The organism is Pirellulales bacterium (assembly GCA_036499395.1).
Classification (GTDB): domain Bacteria; phylum Planctomycetota; class Planctomycetia; order Pirellulales; family JACPPG01; genus JACPPG01.
Genome location: DASYDW010000010.1, coordinates 127465 through 147250 on the forward strand (window position 1 = coordinate 127465; position 19786 = coordinate 147250).

General features: G+C 61.4%; 16 protein-coding genes. All 16 read left to right on the forward strand.

Annotated features, from left to right (window positions below; translation table 11 throughout):
• Positions 1-5: 5 nt before the first annotated feature.
• The 16 genes from VGN12_01875 (at position 6) to VGN12_01950 (ending at position 19760) form a co-directional block, all read left to right on the forward strand.
• Positions 6-1625, forward strand: coding sequence for a 2Fe-2S iron-sulfur cluster-binding protein (locus tag VGN12_01875; GenBank protein HEY4308173.1), 1620 nt, complete (start codon positions 6-8; stop codon positions 1623-1625).
• Positions 1626-1673: 48 nt separating this feature from the next.
• The gene (gene nuoH / locus VGN12_01880) at positions 1674-2900 is read left to right on the forward strand and encodes an NADH-quinone oxidoreductase subunit NuoH (GenBank protein HEY4308174.1); all 1227 of its coding nucleotides are present in this window, start codon (positions 1674-1676) and stop codon (positions 2898-2900) included.
• A gap of 37 nt (positions 2901-2937) precedes the next feature.
• Positions 2938-3471, forward strand: a complete 534-nt coding sequence (locus VGN12_01885; protein HEY4308175.1) for an NADH-quinone oxidoreductase subunit I — start codon at positions 2938-2940, stop codon at positions 3469-3471.
• A complete protein-coding gene (locus VGN12_01890; protein ID HEY4308176.1) occupies positions 3468-4244 on the forward strand; it encodes an NADH-quinone oxidoreductase subunit J in 777 nt (258 codons plus the stop codon). Before VGN12_01885 ends, VGN12_01890 begins: the two co-directional genes overlap by 4 nt.
• Complete coding sequence (gene nuoK, locus VGN12_01895; protein HEY4308177.1) at positions 4237-4680, forward strand: NADH-quinone oxidoreductase subunit NuoK; 444 nt, start codon at positions 4237-4239, stop codon at positions 4678-4680. The genes VGN12_01890 and nuoK overlap by 8 nt, the downstream gene beginning before the upstream one ends.
• Complete coding sequence (gene nuoL, locus VGN12_01900; GenBank protein ID HEY4308178.1) at positions 4673-6805, forward strand: NADH-quinone oxidoreductase subunit L; 2133 nt, start codon at positions 4673-4675, stop codon at positions 6803-6805. The genes nuoK and nuoL overlap by 8 nt, the downstream gene beginning before the upstream one ends.
• Positions 6806-6812: 7 nt before the next feature.
• Positions 6813-8522, forward strand: a complete 1710-nt coding sequence (locus VGN12_01905; protein ID HEY4308179.1) for an NADH-quinone oxidoreductase subunit M — start codon at positions 6813-6815, stop codon at positions 8520-8522.
• On the forward strand, positions 8512-10212 hold the full coding sequence (locus tag VGN12_01910) for an NADH-quinone oxidoreductase subunit N (GenBank protein ID HEY4308180.1): 1701 nt from the start codon (positions 8512-8514) through the stop codon (positions 10210-10212). Before VGN12_01905 ends, VGN12_01910 begins: the two co-directional genes overlap by 11 nt.
• Before the next feature lie 189 nt (positions 10213-10401).
• Entirely contained in the window at positions 10402-11394 is a 993-nt protein-coding gene (locus tag VGN12_01915) for a threonine/serine dehydratase (protein HEY4308181.1), read from the forward strand.
• A 221-nt stretch (positions 11395-11615) separates the two neighbouring features.
• The gene (locus VGN12_01920; protein HEY4308182.1) at positions 11616-12995 is read left to right on the forward strand and encodes a serine hydrolase domain-containing protein; all 1380 of its coding nucleotides are present in this window, start codon (positions 11616-11618) and stop codon (positions 12993-12995) included.
• Positions 12996-13077: 82 nt separating this feature from the next.
• Entirely contained in the window at positions 13078-14454 is a 1377-nt protein-coding gene (locus VGN12_01925; protein HEY4308183.1) for a sigma 54-interacting transcriptional regulator, read from the forward strand.
• A 167-nt stretch (positions 14455-14621) separates the two neighbouring features.
• Positions 14622-15095 carry a chorismate mutase gene (aroH, locus tag VGN12_01930; GenBank protein ID HEY4308184.1) on the forward strand — a complete coding sequence of 158 codons (474 nt, stop codon included), beginning with the start codon at positions 14622-14624 and terminating at the stop codon, positions 15093-15095.
• A gap of 30 nt (positions 15096-15125) precedes the next feature.
• Complete coding sequence (locus tag VGN12_01935) at positions 15126-15920, forward strand: 3-oxoacyl-ACP reductase family protein (protein ID HEY4308185.1); 795 nt, start codon at positions 15126-15128, stop codon at positions 15918-15920.
• Between the two features lie 25 nt (positions 15921-15945).
• Positions 15946-16368, forward strand: coding sequence for a cupin domain-containing protein (locus VGN12_01940; protein HEY4308186.1), 423 nt, complete (start codon positions 15946-15948; stop codon positions 16366-16368).
• 238 nt (positions 16369-16606) lie between these two features.
• Complete coding sequence (locus tag VGN12_01945; protein HEY4308187.1) at positions 16607-18265, forward strand: Nramp family divalent metal transporter; 1659 nt, start codon at positions 16607-16609, stop codon at positions 18263-18265.
• Positions 18266-18335: 70 nt separating this feature from the next.
• On the forward strand, positions 18336-19760 hold the full coding sequence (locus VGN12_01950; protein HEY4308188.1) for an MFS transporter: 1425 nt from the start codon (positions 18336-18338) through the stop codon (positions 19758-19760).
• Positions 19761-19786 lie beyond the last annotated feature (26 nt).

Sequence of the window (19786 nt, forward strand, 5' to 3'; positions counted from 1 at the left end):
TTGCCATGGGTATCGTCCTCATCAACGGTCGCGAAGTCGAAGTCGGCGACAAAGAGCGCTTGAACGGCATTCAAGCCGCTGAGCGCGCCGGCGTCGAGATTCCGCACTACTGTTGGCATGCCGGGCTGACGGTCGTGGCCAGTTGCCGGATGTGCCTGGTCGAAAGCGGCACGCGCAATGCCGAGACCGGCGCCATCTCGATGATGCCGAAGCTGGTGCCAGCCTGTCAGACGCCGGCCAAGGACGGCACGGTCTTCGTCACCGATAGCGAAAACGTACGCAAAGCCCGGGCCATGGTCGAAGAGGACTTGCTGATCGATCACCCGATCGACTGTCCTATTTGCGACAAGGCGGGCGAGTGCCGACTGCAGGATTATCACTTCGAACATGGCCAGAACGAGCGACGGGCCGATATCCGCCCCTTCACCAGCCGGCGTCGCGACATGGGTGATACCGTCACCCTGTTCGTCGACCGTTGCGTGATGTGTACCCGGTGTGTGCGTTTCACGCGCGAGATCAGCGGCACGAGCGAGTTGATGGTCATCAACCGCGGCAGCCACGAAGAGATCGACGTGCTGGCCGGGTTTCCGCTCGATAACAAACTGTCGGGCAATGTCGTTGATCTCTGCCCCGTCGGTGCGTTGGGCGACAAGGACTTTCTCTATCGGCAGCGGGTGTGGTTCCTCAAGCAGCACAATGGTGTCTGCACCGGTTGTTCGACCGGGTGCTCGATCACGGTCGAGGAAAACCAGGACCACGTGTGGCGATTAAAGCCACGCGAGAACCCGCACGTTAATAAGTGGTGGATGTGCGACGATGGCCGATACGGCTATCACCACGTTCACAGCCCCGAACGTCAGGTCGGGCTGCGAAAGCGTGAAAACGGCGTCCACGCAAATATCGAATGGGCGACATTGCCGGCCGAGTTACAGGCCAGCCTGGTGGCGGCCGGACGTTTGGCGGCCGTAATCTCGCCGCACCTCACGGTTGAAGAAGCCTACTTGCTGGCCAAATACATCCGCGGCATCGACAGCTCGGCGGTGCTCTCGATCGGACCGGTTCCTGTGGTCGGCCAGGACGAGACGTTCAAGAACGGCTTCACCATCCGCGCCGAAAAGGCGCCGAATCGACGCGGTGTGGAAGCGATCATCAAACATTTTGGCGGGCACCTGAATTTCAATGACTTCCTAGGCGAGCTCGACAAGAGTGAGATTCGCGCGGCTTGGCTCACGGCCGGTTACCCATCGGCTTGGCATGACGCGGCCCTGGCCGAGCGATTTGCCGATCTCGATGTGTTGATCGTGCAGGATTTGTTCGATTCGCCCCTGTGGGATCTGGCTACTTACCAAGTGCCTGGCGGATCGTTCGCCGAGCGCGACGGATCTTACGTTAATCATGGGGATAGGCTGCAGCCGGCCAAATGGGCCGTTCGTCCGCCAACCGGCGCCTGGGTCGAGGGTCCGCTCTACTGGCGCCTGCTGCAACTGCCGGGCATGTTCAACTCGCGAAAAGTGCTGGACGAAGTCGCGGCCGAAATTCCCTACTTCGCCGTCGCTGGCGACGAAGTACCCGACACGGGCGTCGATCTGAAGCTGAACCAATTGGCCGCAGCCCCGACGACCTGACTTCCCCCGACCGACTACTGATTACCGACTACTGGTTACTAGCCACAAATGTCCCACGCCGACCTCATAATATTCGTGATCATGCTCGGCAAGATCGCCTTGATCTTGTTTGGGCTGTTGACGGCGGCAGCCTATCTGGTGCTGTTGGAACGCTGGATCGCGGCCTGGGTGCAGGATCGTATCGGGCCGAATCGCGTCGGTATTCCATTGACCAAGATCAAGATGTTCGGCCTTGGCCAGCCGTTGGCCGACGGTTTGAAATTCATCTTCAAGGAAGAATACACGCCGGCGCATGTCGACAAGTTCCTGTACACGCTCGCGCCGATTTCGATCCTGGTGGCGGCAATCCTGCCGTTTGCCGTGATCCCGTTCGGCAGCATGTTGCCCACGTTCAACGTGGGGGGCGAGCCGATCACCTTGCAATTGATCCTGGCGCCGCAGATCGATGTAGGCATGATCTTCGTCTTCGCCATGGGGAGTGTGGCCGTCTACGGCGTGATCCTGGGCGCGTGGGCAAGCAATAACAAATACAGCTTCCTGGGCGGTTTGCGCTCAAGTGCCCAGTTGATCGCTTACGAGTTGCCGCTGGGGCTGGGCATCCTGGGCGTGGTCCTGGCTGCTGGGTCATTGCGGTTGGAAGATATCATCGATCAGCAAGCCACGAGCGGCACGTGGAACATCGTCATGCAGCCGCTCGGTTTTCTCGTGTTCGTGATCGCTTCGTTCGCGGAAAGTGCGCGGCTGCCATTCGACCTGCCCGAGGCAGAACAGGAATTGATCGGCGGCTATCACACCGAGTATTCAGGCTTGCGTTTGCTTCTATATTTGATCGCCGAATTCCTGCACATGGTGACGGCGTCCTTCTTGATTACGATCCTGTTCTTCGGCGGCTGGCACCTGTGGGGAATCACAGGCAGTGCTGAGGATCCCGTGACCTGGGTTACGGCCCTGTTGCGCGTGATTGTGTTGTTGTCGAAGGTGATGGGCGTCATTCTGTTTTTTATGCTGGTGCGCTGGAGCTGGCCGCGTTTCCGCTTTGATCAATTGATGTCGCTCGCCTGGAAGGTGATGTTGCCATTGGGCATGGTCAATCTGGTGATCGTGGCGGTGGTGGCCGAGTACGAACCGCAGGTGCTGGCCGCGCTTGGGGGCAGTCGCACGGCTCTCGTGGCTGTGCTGTGGGCGCTAGCGATCCTGGCGTGGCTGATCGCGGGGATCGTGGCCCCCCTATCGACTGACAATCGCCCACGGTTCGAGGCGGTGGACCGAATATGATGCACGCTCGCCGCACGTCCCAGCGAGGAACCTCGCGATGAAACCAAATGATCCTGCCGTGAAGTGGGTCGAAGAGCCGCAGCTCGGACTGGCGGGCAAGATGTACTTGCCGCTGTTCTTGCAGGGACTGACGACCACCACGCGCCACTTGTTTTCGCCGAAAGTCACAGTCAGCTTCCCAGAAGTGAAGCCCAAGATTCGCAATCCACTGATCTATCGCGGCGTGCATCGCTTGAACAAGGATGCGCAAGGCCGCGTGAAGTGCGTGGCCTGCTTTTTGTGCGCCACGGCCTGCCCGGCGCATTGCATTGATATCGTCGCCTCGCCCAGTCCGTGGCCCGATCGCGAGAAGTATCCCGAAAGCTTCACAATTGACGAGCTCCGCTGCATTTATTGCGGCATGTGCGAAGAGGCCTGCCCCGTGGACGCGATCGAGCTCACCAGCTTGTTCGACCTGACCGGCCGCAGCCGCGAGGAAATGATCTTCGACAAAGAAAAGCTGTTGAGCGTCTTCGACCAGACCAAGGATACCGAGCCGATGCAATCGGCCGCCGTGGGAGGGACGCTGTGACACAGACGCAATCCGTAATGTTAGTGGCGACGCTGCTGGCGGCCGTGGGGCTGTGGCTCTTGCTCCCGCGCGGCGAGGGCTGGGGCCGAAAGCTCGGCATTCTGCTCGCGCTTGCGAGCTTGGGGCTGTTCGCGTCCCGTCTGCCACGATTGGGGTCGACGTCGGCCGAGGTGATTTTTTGGTTCCTGGCGGCCGTGACCGTGATGTCCGCGGTGTGCGCCGTGACGCTGAAAAGCCCCGTCTACTGCGCAATCTGGTTCGCGATGACGCTCTTGGGCACATCCGGCTTGTTCTTGTTCCAAGGCGCGCAGTTCCTAGGCGTGGCCACGATCGTGGTCTATGCCGGCGCGATTCTCGTGACGTTCCTGTTTGTGCTGATGCTGGCACAACCAGAGGGGCATGCCTATTACGACCGCGTGAGCTGGGAGGCGCTGGTCTCGGCCTGCGTCGGCGCCGTGATGATCGGCATCCTGACGATGGTCATCGGCGATGCGTTCGCGCCGAAGTCTTTCACGGTCGACGAGACTGAAAAGTATGTCACATTGACCGATGGCATTGTTGATCCGATCGCCGGGCGCGAAGTACCGCAACGGACCGACGAGATCCTGTCGGATCGACACATGGATCATCTCGGCACGCAGCTTTTCAGCCGGCACCTGATCGCGGTCGAAGTGGCGGGAACGATGCTCTTGGCCGCCCTGGTCGGCGCCGTCTCGATTGCCATTCAAAGCAAGCCGCTCGCGCGGTCGGCAGGAGGCGCGCGCCATGGGTGAGCTGCAGCTATTGCAAAACTATCTGGTCGTGGGGGCGATGCTCTTTTCGATCGGTCTGGTCGGTATGTTGACGCGTCGCAACATGATCATCATGTTTCTGGCCGTCGAGATGATGCTGCAAGGCGTGTCGATCAGCCTGGTGGCGTGGAGCCGGTTTCACAATGATTGGGGAGGCCAGATCCTGGTCATCTTCATTCTGACCGTGGCGGCGTGCGAGGCCGCGATCGCGATGGTCTTGGTGCTGATGCTGTTCTACCGCAGTGGCCGGCTGGATATCGCGGCCTGGCAGAATCTGCGCGAGTCGAATCAGACGGCCTTCGTCGATACCGAGCTGCCCGAGGCGGAAATCGAGGAGCCGCAGTGGCCCGCCCTGGCGCCGTCGGGAATCGAACCCGTTCAACCTGTCGAGCAAATGGTACACCGAAGTCATGTTTGAAGGCGACAACATCAAGACACTGATGGTGCTGATCCCGGCGATGCCTTTGGCGTCGACGCTGGTCACCGCCGCGCTGGGACGCTCGGTGCTGCGTACCCGGGCCCATTTGCCGACCATCTTCGCTCTGGTCACTTCGTTTGTGTTGAGCCTGTTCTTACTCGCCGAGGTTCGTACGCGAGTCAACGAGCTGCATACCGCTCAAGAGGCGGGCAAGCAGACCGCGATCGGCGTCGAAGTCTGGCACACGCTGTGGACCTGGGCGTCGATCCCCAACGAGTATCATCGCTCGGACATCGACGTCGACGGCGGTCCCGCACCGGCCGACGTGGCGGGCCATGAATTCAATTACGTGATCGACGTCACTCTGCGGGCCGACCCGTTGACTTCGATCATGCTGTCGATGGTCTTGTTCGTTTCGTCGCTGGTGTCGATTTACGCTGCCGGCTACATGCACGACGATCGGGGTTATTGGCGATTTTTCACGTACGTGTCGTTGTTCGTGTTTTCGATGACGATGCTGGTTTCGGTCAGCAACTTCGTCTTGCTCTATGTCTTCTGGGAAGCGGTCGGCGTGTGCAGCTACTTGCTGGTCGGCTTCTGGTACGAGAAGCCGAGCGCCGCGGCCGCCGGCAAGAAGGCGTTTCTGGTCAATCGCGTGGGGGACTTCGGTTTCGCGATTGGACTGTTCTTGATATGGGTCACCTACGGCACGCTGAACTTCCACGATACCCCGGCCACGGACGGTGTGGCTGCCGTGGCAGGCATTCTCGGACAAACGCGTCTGGCCGATCCAGCGCTGTACGTCGGCGGAGGTGTCGGCCTGGCGATTTGCCTGTGCCTTCTGACCGGGGCATGCGGCAAGAGTGCCCAATTTCCGCTGCACGTGTGGTTGCCGGACGCGATGGAAGGCCCGACTCCCGTCAGCGCCTTGATTCACGCTGCCACCATGGTGACGGCCGGCGTCTATTTGATCGCCCGTTGTACGCCGCTGTTCATCGCAGCGCCGGAGTCGCAGGAGATTGTGGCCGTGATCGGCGGCTTCACAGCACTGTTGGCCGCACTGATTGCGGTGACGCAAACCGATCTGAAGCGAGTGCTCGCCTATTCCACGATCAGCCAACTGGGATACATGTTCTTGGGGTTGGGCGTCGGGACATTGGCCGGCATCTCGGCCGGCATGTTCCACCTGTTCACGCACGCCTTCTTCAAGGCGCTGTTGTTCTTGGCCGCCGGCAGCGTCATGCATGCCATGGGGGGCGTGATCGACATGCGCCGCTTCAGTGGTTTGCGATTCCTGATGCCCACGACGTTTTGGACGTTCTGGTTCGGGGCGCTGGCCCTTTCGGGCGTGTTTCCGTTCGCGGGCTTTTGGAGTAAGGACGCCATCATCGGCGCCGTCGGCGACCGGGGCGCGCATTCGCTCGTTTACAACGTGCTATTCTGGGCGTCGCTCTTTACCGCGTTTCTGACCGCTTTCTACACATTCCGCGGATTGTTCCTGACGTTCTACGGACGCGAGCGAGTCCCGCCCGAGGCTGGGCATCATGCGCACGAGTCGCCGTCGGCAATGACTTTTCCGCTGATGGTGCTGGCCGTTTGTGCGCTCGCTGTGGGAGCCGTGTTCGAATGGCATCACACGTTCGCCCATTTTCTCGGTAGCACACCGTCGCTGGCTTACGCGGGCGTCCAACCGATGGTTGCGCATGGGGCAGCGGAACACGCTAGCCACTTGGGGCTCGCGCTGTTCAGCACCGTGGTGGCTTTGTCGGGCGTTGGACTCGCGGCCTTCTTCTACTTGGGAGACCGCCGACAGATCGAGCAATTGACCCGCCTGATGCAATCGCCGTTCGGCCTGAAGCTATATCAACTCTCGACCGGAAAATTTTACATCGACGCCATCTACGGCCTGTTGATCGTCGGGCCGCTGCGATTGCTGGCTACGATCAGCTATTGGTTCGACCGCTGGGTGATCGATGGACTGGTGAATCTTTGCGGCCAGGTGCCGATCGTTTGCGGCGCCGTGTTGCGCTCGCTGCAGTCGGGCATGGTGCAGTTTTACGCCCTGGTGATGGTGCTGGGGACGCTGGTATTGATCGGAACATTGTTCATTTGGCCGACAGGGTGAGGATCGCGTGAACTGGTTGCTGGCCACGGTATTGATGCCCCTGGGAGGAATCGCCCTGATCTGGGTGTTCGGCGAGTCCTCGCGCGGGCCGGCGCGCACGATCGCGCTTATAACCAGTCTGGTGACAATGCTCATGGCGGCCGGCGTCGTGAAATCGTACGTCGATCATCACCATGCCACGGCGAACGCACAGATCGACATGTCGGATAGTTTTGCCGACAGCGGCAACGCGGCCGGCCCGGTGGATCGCGGTTCACCGTCGTTCGATCGGCCGTGGATTCATGCCTACGGCGTCGAGGTGCGGTTTTCCCTGGCTCTCGACGGGCTCAGTGTTTGGCTCTTCGGACTCAGCGCCTTGCTGGTGCTGGTCAGCGTACTGGTCAGTTGGGAAGCCATCGAGGATCGAGCGCCGACGTTCTACGCACTATTACTTCTACTCGCGACCGGCATGATGGGCGTCTTCGCGGCGCGCGACGTAATCTTGTTCTACGTGTTCTTCGAGTTCACGCTGATCCCGCTCTTTTTCCTGATCGGCATCTGGGGGCACGAGGATCGGCGCTACGCTGCGGCGAAGTTCTTTTTGTTCACGCTGGCTGGCAGTTTGCTGACCTTTCTGGGGCTGCTGTCGATCGTGCTGTGGAATTTCTATCATGGCAGCGAAGGGGTGCTCGACTTCTCGTTCGACGGCGTGATGACGGCGCTGGCGGCCGATCCGATCCCGCCCGCGTTGCAATTGTGGATATTCCTGGCCCTGTTTGCGGGCTTCGCCGTCAAGGTGCCGCTATTCCCGGTACACACCTGGCTGCCGCTGGCGCACACGCAAGCGCCGACGGCCGGCAGTGTGTTGTTGGCCGGCATCCTGCTGAAGGTTGGTTCGTACGGTTTCGTGCGTTTCAACCTGGCGATGCTCCCCGATGCGGCGATCGCCTGCATGCCTTGGCTGTTGGGGCTGTCCGCGGTGGGCATTGTGTATGGCGCGCTCGTGGCATTGGCCCAGAGCGATCTCAAACGCTTGATCGCTTATTCCAGCGTCAGCCACTTGGGCTTTTGCATGCTGGGCGTTTTCTCGTTGAACCGCCTGGGCGTTCAGGGGGGCGTGTTGCAAATGATCAACCACGGCATATCGACCGGCGGCCTGTTCGCCTTGGTCGGCATGTTGTACGAGCGATATCACACCCGCGAAATCAGCGACTACAGCGGGATCGCGCGCAAGATGCCGATCCTGGCGTTCTTCATGGTGCTGTTCACGTTCTCCAGCATTGGCGTGCCCGGAATGAATGGCTTCTCGGGCGAATTCCTGCTACTCAGCGGTGCGTTTCAGCGCGGCTGGACCGACGCGCCGGTAGCCTGGTCGCTGGCCGGACGCATTTTTTCCGTGATGGCCGTGTCAGGAGTGATCCTGGGGGCGTGGTACATGCTGTGGTTCGTGCAGCGAGTCTTCTTCGGACCGTTGCGAGAGCCTTCGCACGGCGACGGCCACCACGAAGTTCACGACCTGAACGGTCGCGAGATTTGCGCTTTGTTGCCGCTGGTCGTGTTTGTTTTCTGGATCGGCCTGGTGCCGCAACATTTCCTGCTGCCGATGGCCGAATCGCTCGACCCGGTGGCCGACAAAATAGCCGCCCGTATGGAAGGCCGAGACTTGAACGAGAGTAAGCCGCTTCTGGCCCGCGATCCTCGCGAAACCAGCGGGAAGGAGGTAGCGCGTGTCGACTGAAACGCTCTACTGCCTACTGCCCGAGATGATTCTGATCATGGCCGCCACGTTGATCTACGTGGGGGGCGTGTTCGTGCCGGGGCGCGCGATCTGGTCGGGCATTGCCCTAGGTGCAGTGTTGATGTCCGGCTGGATGTTGTATGGGCAATATACGCAATTGTTTTGGGCCGGAGGGCACCCGGTACGTGATGCCGTTGCCGCCGAGGTCGAGACGGTCGAATCGCCAGACACCGTTGCGCCGCAATATCCGGCCGAGCCGATTTTGTCGGTCGACATGCCAGGGCCGCTTAAGGTCGATCTTTTCAGCCAATATGTTCGCTGGTTGGCGTTGGTCGTGGCCCTGGTGCTCGTGCTGATGTCGTTACAGCTCGCGCCGGACGTGCAAGTACCAGAGTATCTGGGCACACTGCTATTGGCCGTCACCGGAACGATGATCGTGGCTTCGGCGCAAGAGCTGGTGCTGTTGTTCGTAGGCTTGGAGTTGATTTCGATTCCGACGTACGTATTGCTCTACCTGGGACGACGCGGCGTGGAATCACAGGAAGCGACGGCCAAGTATTTCTATCTGAGCATTCTGTCGTCGGCCATCATGCTGTACGGCTTCAGCTTCTTGTACGGCGCGGCAGGCTCGACGGAATTGAGTCGAATCCAGACGGCAATCGGCGGCATCGACGAAACGTCGGGCATGCTGTGGTTTGGCCGGTTGGCGCTGGTGCTGATCTTTGCCGGCCTGTGCTTCAAAGTCACGGCCGTACCGTTTCATTTCTACGCTCCGGATGTCTATCAAGGGACGACCGCCGGAAACGCGGCCGTCCTTTCGGTGTTGCCGAAGTTGGCCGGACTGGTCGTGCTGGTGCGTATCGTGGCCGTGGCGATGCCAGGCTTTGAAACCTATGCCTGGCAGATCGCCATCGTGCTTGCACTGCTCACGATGACGCTTGGGAACGTCGTGGCATTGTGGCAGGACAACGTTCGCCGGTTGCTCGCCTATTCAGCGATCGCCCACGGCGGTTACATGTTGATCGGCCTGGCCGTGGCATTTGCCGCCGCCAGCGGCGCGGACGCGGCGACAGGTTTCGACGGCATCGGTGGCATGCTCTTCTATATCGCCGTCTATTCTCTGGCGACGTCAGGAGCCTTTGCCGTGCTGGTCTATTTGGGACGCGACGAGCGCCCGATCGACACCGTCGATGATTTGGCCGGCGTCGGCCGCACCTATCCCTGGGCCGGCCTATCGATGGCCATCTTCATGTTCAGCCTGACCGGCATTCCGCCGCTGGCAGGCTTCTGGGGAAAGCTGAACCTGTTCGCTGGTGCCTTGAGCATTCGCCTGCCGGCTGTCCACGAAGGGAGCATGTCACGCGAGTGGTTCTTGCTACTGGCCGTGGTGGGCGTGCTGAATGCGGCCATCTCGGCCGGTTATTATCTGCGCATCGTGGCGGTGATGTATTTCCGGCCGGCGCAGCGTGAACTGGAGGCACAAGCCTCTTGGGGCGCTGGCGCTGCCATGCTACTGTGCGCGGGTTTGGTCGTGCTGGTTGGCATTCAACCGAATCCGGTGCAAGTGGGCGCGAGTGCCGCTGCACAATCGGCCCGTTTGCCGGGCGTACCGTTTGCGGCCCCGGTGGCCGAAAAGCCAGCCGTAACCGCAGACGGACAGGTCGCCGTGACGGCTACGGCCACGGAGTAGCGCGGCTATTCGTCGCTGTCCCCTCGCACGAGTGAACCTCAACGACGCTCTTTGGCTCAGGAATCTCTGAGCGAGACGTGCATCGACTTCTTGCCAATCTTGTGGTTGCGCGCCGCGTGCATTGGCGACGGACGGCCCTAACGGCGAAGGCCGTCGAAGGCCCCGCTATACTCAGACGTATCCGTCCGCATGCTCATTGATCGAGGAGTCCTTTCCCTGCAACCGCCCACCTTCCAAGATGTGCTCGCCGCGCAAGAGCGGATACGGCCGTATCTGGCGCCGACCCCGTTCTACTCTTATCCAGCGCTTGATGAACTACTCGGCGCCACGGTCTATATCAAGCACGAGAACTACCAGCCGGTCGGGGCGTTCAAGGTGCGCGGTGGCGTGAATCTCGTCTCGCAATTGTCAGACGACGAACGGCGACGCGGGCTGATCGCGGTCTCGAGCGGTAATCACGGGCAATCCGTCGCCTATGCGGCAAGGCTGTTCGGCGTGAGCGCGCGGATCGTCGTGCCTCGCGCCGCCAATCCCGGCAAGGTCGCCGCCATGCAAGGGATGGGGGCCGAGGTGATTTTCCACGGCGCGAACTTCGACGAAGCGCGATCACATTGCGAAGCGCTCACGCGCGAGCACGGCTACCGATACGTGCATTCGGGGGACGAGCCACTATTGATCGCGGGCGTGGCGACCGAGGCGCTCGAAATGCTCACGGCTCAGCCAGACCTGGCGGCGATCTTCGTTCCTATCGGCGGCGGCAGCGGTGCCGCGGGCACGGCAATTGTCGCCCGCGAGCTGAGTCCGCAACTGCGCGTGATCGGCGTGCAGGCCGAGCGTTCGCCCGCGGCGTACGAATCGTGGCGGCAGCGCCAACTGGCCGAAGCGCCGAATCTGACCTTTGCCGAAGGGCTGGGAACCGGCGCCGGCTTCGCGCTGCCGCAAAAGATCCTCTGGGAACTGCTCCAGGAATTCACGCTCGTTTCAGATGACGAGATTCGGCAGGCGATGGTGTGGATGATCGAGCGGGCCCATACGCTGGCCGAAGGGGCCGGCGCCGCTCCGCTAGCCGCGGCTTACCGGATGCGGCAGGAATTGGCCGGCAAGAAAATCGGCATCGTCTGCTCGGGAGGCAATACATCGCTAGCGCATCTGCGCGAAGCACTCCAGAAGAGCGGGCAGTAACCAGTAGTCGTTAGCTAGTAATCGGTCATTGGTTCTGAGTGAGAAGCCGACACTCGCTTGTCGCGGCTACTCATTTCCCTGGAAAATCACTCTGCAGCCGCTTCCGTCTACTGCCCCCTGGCTACTAACTACTAGCTACCGGCCACTACGTAGTAGAATTGTCACGGTCCAATCCAGTGACCCTGGGCTTGCATCAACTCGCTGCTGTGGAGCTATCTGCCATGCTTCGACGCCCGACCGTGCTTTGCATCGCAATTCTTTTCTTGTCGCTGGAGATTGTGCCGACGCCGGCTCGCGCCGTGGTCGTGCCGGATGGCGCGATCGACAAGATCGACGCGATCGTCGCGAAGGGGCTAGACAAGACGATCGCGTCCTACGCGGTCGGCGTGATGAAGGATGGCCGCCTGGTGCTCGCTCGAGGTTACGGCTATGCCGACGTCGAGAACGGCGTGCCGGCCACGGCCGAAACCGTCTATCGGTTGGGCTCGATCACCAAGCAGTTCACCTCGATGGCCATCATGCAACTGGCCGAGGCGGGCAAGCTGTCGGTCGATGACGAGTTGACGAAATTCCTGCCCGACTATCCCGCGCAGGATCACAAGGTCACAATCCAACATTTGCTCAATCACACGTCAGGAATCAAGAGCTACACGAGCCTACCAAATTTCTTCCGCACGGCGCGCCAGGATTTGTCGCATGACGAGATGCTCGCCCTGTTCAAGGAGCAGCCGTTCGATTTCTCTCCGGGCGAAAAGATGCAATACAACAACTCCGGCTATTACCTGCTGGGGATGGTGATCGAAAAGGCGAGCGGCCAGAAATACGGCGACTACCTGGCGGATCACATCTTCAAACCGTTGGGCATGCACGCCACGCGCTATGGCGACACACGCCCGGTAATCCCTCGTCGGGCCATGGCGTACAAGCGCGAACGCGGCCAACTGATTAACGACGACCCGATCAGCATGACCGTGCCGGGCGCGGCCGGGGCACTGGTTTCGAATGTCCTCGATCTGCTGAAATGGCATCAGGCGCTCGAGGCCGGAGAATTTATCTCCGCCGCGTCTTACGAGGCGATGTATCGCCCCACGACGTTGCCGGACGGCAAGGTACAAAAGTACGGCTATGGGTGGGGGCTCGCCGACATGGCTGGGCATCGCAAGCTGAGTCACGGTGGCGGCATCAACGGCTTTTCGACCATGATTGGCCGTTACCCGGACGACCGGCTGGCCGTGATCGTGCTGGCCAATACGGCGGGCGCGCCGGCCGGAGGGATCGAAAGTCGTATCGCCAAGGTTATGCTGGGAATTGAAGAACAACCGATCCAGGACCTGCCAACGGACGAGGCCTTGCTACGCCCGCTGGCCGGCACTTACGAGTTTGATGGCAACAAGTGGACAATCACGATCGACGAGGGGAAGCTTTACGCGCAGTCAGGTCGCTTGGTCGTCGATCGCCTGAAGTACCAGGGAAATCTGAAGTTTGCTTCGTCGATCAACGAGGAAGTGCGCTTAACATTTCAAGTCGTAGATGGCCGGTGCGTATCGGTCGAGGTCGTCACGCCCGACCAGACGTTGACCGCCACGCGAACCGAGCCGTAAGACGCTCGACGTAAGCAGATCGCGTGCGTGTGTTCGCGGTAGCAGAATGATTAGGAATTGATCGAGGTATCGTCGTTCGCCTATGGCACTTCGCACGGTTGCCGCTGATCTGGTTCGATTGCTCGACGCGACAGCCGGGCCGGTCTATGTGTTGGACGACTCGCGACGCATCCTGTTTATCAACGATGCTTGTGCCGCTTGGGTCGGCTGTTCAGCCGGCGAACTCGTTGGACATGAATCGCGTTATCACTCGAGCGCCGAAGTAACGGGCCCGGCCGCGATCGCGGCGGCCCTGTCACCGCCTCCCGAGGTGTGGACCGGTCAGCGAGCCACGGCCGTCGTCTCGCCCCCCGGCGAGGAAAACGCCGTAGCCGCACGGCAGGTCGAATTCTTGCCACTCGGCAGCGATGCACTCGACTTGGCCGGCGTGATCGCCATTGCCTCGCCGCACCAGGTCGAAAGCGATCGCGCTCTGCAGGACGAGTCCAATAATGCCGAATCGACACCGCGCGAACTTCACCATCGGTTGGCCGAATGGCGTCGCAAGCTGGCGGGGCAGTATCACGCCGATCGATTAGTCGGCGATTCGCCAGCCTTGCGACAGGTGCGCAAGCAGATCGAGTTGGCCGCAGCCAGTTCCGCCAGCGTGTCGATCGTCGGTCCGCCTGGCAGCGGGCGGCAGCACGTGGCTCGCGCCATTCATTATGGTCGCGCCGCGTTGGGTGCCGGTCCGCTGGTCCCGCTCGCGTGTCCGCTATTGGCGGTCAGCCTTTTGGAAAGCACCTGGCGAGCGTTGTCGCGTGCGACCGCCGCTGCCGGCCGGTACGCGACTCTGCTACTGTCCGAAGTGGAAGATCTGGCCGACGACGTCCAAGAGCAACTAGCGCGCGACCTGGTAGCAGGCGCGCCTTTCCGCATTGTTGCCATCTCGCGCGAGCCGCTCACGGCGCTAGCGGAGGCGAGAAAGTTTCGCGCGGATCTGGCCTGTGCCCTGGCGACCATCGAGATTCGCATTCCGTCGTTGTCCGAACGTCGGGATGATCTGCCGCTTCTAGCGCAGATGTTCGTCGAGGAGCAAAACCGGCAAGGCACCAGGCAACTCGCCGGGCTCGCGCCCGAGGCGCTCGATCGATTGGCACTTTATTCCTGGCCGGGGAACGTGGACGAGCTGGACGAAGTGATCGCCACCGCCTATCGGACGGCCGAGGGACCGCGCATCATGGCGGCGGACCTGCCAGCCAAGATTCAGTACTCGCTCGACGCCGCGGCCCGGCCGCGCCGGGCGGAAGAAAAGATTGTCCTGGAAGAATTCCTCGGGAGGATCGAAGAGGAATTGATCCGCCGCGCCATGACCCGCGCCAAGGGGAACAAGACCAAGGCGGCCAGTCTGCTGGGCATGACACGCCCTCGGTTGTACCGCCGGTTGGTGCAGTTGGGGCTGGAAGAGGCGGAAGAGTAGCCGGCGGCCTGCAACAAGTTTACCAATCCGTGCCGGGCAACCGTGGCCTGAGCGCGCACGATTTGCTAGGCTTTTACGTCGAGCGTCTAGGCCGATCTTAACAGGCTGCTCAACGACCGGGGTCGCAGACCACGGCTACCGATGTTTGTCAGACCGCATCGCAATCTATGACCGATTCGAATTCGCCAGCCGTTCGATGCCGGGGAGTGCGCGGCGCCACGACCGCCGACGGCAACACGCGCGAAGACATCCTGAAGGCAACGCGGCAGTTGCTGGCGCTGATGATCCGGCAGAACGGTATTGAGCCCGCGGACTTGGCCAGCGCCATATTCACAACCACGGTCGACCTGGATGCCGAGTTTCCGGCGCTCGCGGCCCGGCAGTTGGGCTGGTTGGACGTGGCGCTGCTGTGCAATCACGAGTTGGATGTGCCCGGCTCGTTGCGTCAATGCATTCGCGTGCTACTGCACTGGAACACGGCCAAGCCGGCCTCGGATGTCGTACACGTGTACATCAAAGGTGCGAGCGTTTTGCGCCCGGACCTGTGCCGATTGCCGCCGGTTGATTGGGACGAATTGGAAAGCTGGATCGACGAAGAGTTGGCCGTGCAGGGGAAGCATCGCCAGGAGCGGTCGCAGTGATCGGCCTGCCACGTGCTGGAGCAGCCCAAGATGCAAGTTGATCTGGCCGGTAAGGTGGCGATCGTCACCGGCGGCGCCCAGGGAATTGGCCGCGCCATCGTCGAACAGTTGACGGCCAACGGAGCCGCCGTGGCCTTGGTGGATCTGGCGGCCGATGCCGCGCAAGCCACGGCCGCGGAATTATCGTCGCAAGGGCGTCGTGCCGCAGCATTCGTGGCAGACGTTTCGAATGAGCGTGCGATGCGCGACGTCGCCGAGCAGGTCGTTCAGCAATTCGGACGGATCGACATCCTGGTGAATAACGCCGGCATCAACACGGTCAAGGATCGTGTTCCGCTCGACGAATACCACCGCGAGGATTGGGACCAGATTCTACGCGTCGATCTGACCGGCGTCTTTGTTGTCTCGCAGGCGATTATTCCGCGATTGGTTGCCGCCGGCGGCGGGCGGATCGTGAATATCGCCTCGGTCGCGGGTTTGGTGCCGCTACGGTTGCAGAGCGCGTTCGTCGCTGCCAAGGCGGGCGTGGTGAATCTGACACGCTCGATGGCGCTGGAACTGGCGCCGCGGGGGATCCTGGTTAACTGCGTCGCGCCCGGCTCGGTACTCACGCAGGGAACCCGCGCGCTGTTCTACGGCGCGGACGGAGCCTATTCGGAGCGCGCGGCGAGCCTCGTTTCGCATATTCCGGTGGGCCGGCCCGGCACACCGGAAGAGATTGCGCATGCCGTGTTGTTCCTGGTCGCTCCCGAGGCGAGCTATGTGAACGGTGCGGTACTGACGGTCGACGGCGGTTGGACAGCCGGTTATCACCGCGAGTGGTAGACCCCCTCTTTCGAAGCACGGGTGAATGATGGCCGAGATTAAACTTTATCAAGGTTATCCGCCCAATAGTGGCCGAATCCCCAAGCCCGCCACGCCGGTGCAGCCGAATATCGTGACCGTCAAGAACGGGCGTCCGGTGAAATATCCCGGCTGCGAGGGAATCGGGGTGCGCGTCGTGCATCCTTCGAATCCGGACGCTCCCGCGCAGAACTTCGGCCAGGTCGTGTTCTTCGTACCGCCCCATGTGGTGTTGCCGGCGAACAGCCACGAGAGCGAAGAGAGCTATTACATTTTGCGGGGCCGTGGCGTGATGACGCTGGCCGGAAAGCGCGTCGAAGTCGAGCCGGGCATGTTTATCCACCTGCCCCCTTGGTGCGAGCACGGCATCGAGAACACAGGGGACGAAAGCCTGGACGTGCTGATCACGACTTCGCCCCCGCATCCGTAACGATAAGGGAGTTTGCAGGGCCCCCAGCCCACAGGGACAGGCCCGCACCAATGCAGCGGTTCGACGCTGCCAGCGCCTTGGCAAAACCAGCTCGCACGATTCTCTGTCAAAAGCTTGCTTGAGGGAGCTTTTGCTGCGATCATCGTACCCCAGGCGCGGAACCGGCCAGGGTGAGGCACGGACGCGCTCGCACACCCACCCACCGCGCTTGGCAAGCCGGTCCCTCCCGAGGTCGTTCATGGCGGATACGTTAACGACACCCGCAGCGCAGCCGGTACACGCACAACATGCCGAGCAGGCGCCGTGGCCTGGCTCGCACGATATGCCGCGTTGGAACGTCGGCCCCCTGGTCGATGCGCCCCATTTCACCTGGCGCAACTGGTTCGCAATGCTCGGCCCTGGCCTGTTGATGGGGGGCGCCGCGATCGGTGGTGGAGAGTGGTTGATGGGACCGGCCGTCACCGCGCGCTACGGCGGCGCGCTGATGTGGCTGGCCACGCTCAGCATTCTCGGCCAGGTGGTCTACAACCTCGAGATCAGCCGCTACACGCTCTACTCGGGCGAGCCGATTTTCACCGGCAAGTTCCGCACGCTGCCTGGCCCACGGTTCTGGCTGTTTGCCTACCTGCTGTTGGACTTCGGCGCCGTGTTTCCCTATTTGGCGGCCAACGCGGCCGTGCCCCTTGCGGCCGTGATACTGGGCCAGATACCCGTGGCGGCCGACCCCTGGACGACGCTGCACTTTTTCGGGGGAGAGGTCACGCTGACCCAGGCGACCTTGATGCAAGGCCTGGCGTACGCAATTTTCTTGATGTCGCTGTTGCCGCTGATCTTCGGTGGCAAGATCTACAACGCGCTAAAGGCCGTGATGACGTTCAAGATCGTCACGGTCTTTGGGTTTCTGGCGTTCATCGCGTTGTTCTTTTCCACGGCGTCGACATGGCGCGAAATCGGCCTAGGCTTTCTACGCTTTGGCACGGTGCCGGTGCATGGCGGCAGTGCCGATTCGGTCGATAACATCTTTCTGTCGCTGTTGCGCGGCGATGGTTTTCCGGCCATCGACCTGGGCACGATCGGACTGCTGGCCGCCTTTGCCGCGATCGCCGGGCAAGGCGGATTATCGAACACGCCGTTGAGCAATTACACGCGCGATCAAGGCTGGGGGATGGGCTACCACGTCGGCGCGATTCCCAGCGTCATCGGGGGGCGAAATATTTCCCTCTCGCACGTGGGCATGGTCTTCGATGTGACCCCCGAGTCTATGCCGCGCTGGCGGCGCTGGTACCGGCATTTAATGCGCGATCAGTTGTTCGTGTGGATGCCCGCCTGCTTTATAGGGCTAGCGCTACCCAGTATGTTGTCAGTGCAATTCCTGGCGCGCGGAACGCGCGCCGACGATTGGGCCGCGGCCGGCATGACCGCCGACGGCGTGCGCGATCACGTGTCGAGCAGCAGTTGGGGGCCGATCTATGGCAACACCTTCTGGTATATGACCCTGTTCTGCGGCTTTTTGGTGCTGGCGCCGACCATGGCCTCGACCATCGACGGCATCGTCCGGCGCTGGGTCGACGTTTTCTGGACGTCGAGCGCCCGGCTGCGGCAATGGGAAACCAAGCGAATTCGCAACTTGTATTTCTACGTCCTCAGCGGCTACTCGGTCTTCGGCTTGGCGATGCTGGCCTGGGGCAAGCCTGTGCAATTGCTGATCGTGGCCAGCAACATCTTGAATTTCGCCCTGGGCTTCAGTTGCTTCCATGTCCTGGCCGTGAATTCGTTGCTGCTGCCCCCTGCCTTGCGTCCACGGTGGTTCATGCGCGTGGCGCTGGTCTTGGCTGGCACCTTCTTCCTCGTGCTGGCCGTGGTGCAAGCCTTGAAAACTATCGGAGTGTTGCAGTAAGATCGCGACATTCGCTCCCACCTCGCCCACTCCTTCCTGGCCTCGCGCCTACCGCGTTGGAAAGTGATTCATGCAATCTGCGAAGACCCCCTGGTATCGCGAGCTGAACCGTTATCACTGGTTTGTGCTGACCGTGGCGGCCTTAGGTTGGCTGTTCGACACGATGGACCAGCAGTTGTTTACGCTGGCCCGCAAGCCCGCGATGCAAGAACTGCTGGCCGTGGATCCGCCGGCTGATGAAACGAGCGAACAGGCCACGGCACGGAAAGCGAAGTTTGCAAAAGATGTCGCCGAGTACGGCGGATACGCGACGTCGATCTTCTTGATCGGCTGGGCCAGCGGCGGACTCGCATTCGGCGTGCTGGGCGACCGAATCGGCCGCGCGAAGACGATGCTGCTGACGATTCTGATCTACTCGCTCTTTACGGGACTGAGCGCCTTCTCACGTGGCTTCTGGGATTTTGCCTTCTATCGCTTCCTGACAGGGCTCGGCGTCGGTGGAGAATTCGCCGTCGGCGTGGCGCTAGTCGCGGAGGTGATGCCCGACACGGCGCGCCCCTATGCGCTGGGATTGTTGCAGGCGCTGTCAGCCGTGGGAAATATCACAGCCGCGCTGATCAATATCGGGCTGGGCCAGTTGCAGGAATCTGGCGTGCTGGGAGACCTCGTGATCTTCGGCACAAAGCTGACCGCGTGGCGGCTGATGTTCGTTGTCGGCACGGTCCCCGCCTTACTGGCGCTTGTGATCCGCCGGCGATTGAAAGAGCCCGAACGCTGGCAGGCCGTGGCCGTCGAAGGTGTGGCCGCTAAGCAACTCGGGTCATACGGGCAATTATTCGGCGACGCCCGCTGGCGCAAGAATGCGATAGTTGGTTTGTGCCTGGCGTTTTCGGGCGTGGTTGGGCTATGGGGAATCGGCTTCTTCGCGCCGGACCTGGTGCGGTCCGTGTTCACGCAACATTTCCAATCGCAGGGACTGTCACCCGCCGAGGTCGAGGCCAAGCTGTTTCTGTGGACCGGCATCAACTCGGTCATGCAGAACATTGGCGGCTTCTTCGGCATCTACGTTTTCAGCATTGTCACCCATTGGATCGGCCGGCGCATTTCGTTCGCGATTTCGTTCGTGGCGGCACTTTTGAGCACCGCCTTTTTCTTCTGGTATGTCGGCCGGCTGAGCGACATGTTCTGGATGACGCCGCTGATGGGCTTCTGCCAGTTGGCACTCTTCGGTGGCTACGCGATCTATTTTCCCGAGCTGTTTCCTACGCGACTGCGCAGCACGGGCGTATCGTTCTGTTACAACGTCGGCCGATTCATCGCGGCCGTGGGGCCCTTTATGCTCGCCAAGCTGACCAGCGAAGTGTTCACCAAAGCCCATGGCTACGAGCGCGAGCCGATGCGATATGCGGGCGTGGTCATGTGCTGCGTCTTCCTGCTGGGCTTGGCCGTGCTGCCATTTGCGCCGGAGACGAAGGGCCGACCGTTGCCCGAGTAGCGTGCCGGCACGATTGCCCCACGATG